This is a genomic window from Scandinavium sp. UTDF21-P1B (assembly GCF_040750395.1).
Lineage (GTDB): Bacteria > Pseudomonadota > Gammaproteobacteria > Enterobacterales > Enterobacteriaceae > Scandinavium.
The window spans coordinates 884-1202 of record NZ_JBFLVD010000016.1; the positions used below are offsets into that span (position 1 = coordinate 884).

Below are 319 nucleotides of genomic sequence, written 5' to 3' on the forward strand. Positions count from 1 at the left end.
GGCAGCATGAGCCGTCGCGGTAACTGTCACGATAATGCGGTTGCAGAAAGCTTTTTCCAGTTGCTGAAACGCGAACGGATAAAGAAAAAGATCTACGGAACGCGGGAAGAAGCCCGCAGCGATATTTTTGATTACATCGAAATGTTTTATAACAGTAAGCGTCGGCATGGTTCGAGCAATCAGATGTCACCGACAGAATATGAAAACCAGTATTATCAACGGCTCGGAAGTGTCTAGATTATCCGTGGCGATTCATAACCCGGGCTTCTTCCGCGTGAAGCTGTACTCCGTGCGCCACTTCCAGGTGGAAGGGATGGAC

General features: G+C 48.9%; 1 protein-coding gene. It reads left to right on the forward strand.

Going from position 1 to position 319, the window contains the following annotated elements; genetic code table 11:
- On the forward strand, window positions 1-237 hold a 237-nt coding region (locus tag AB1287_RS14245), incomplete at its 5' end, for an IS3 family transposase (protein ID WP_435618199.1).
- Window positions 238-319 lie beyond the last annotated feature (82 nt).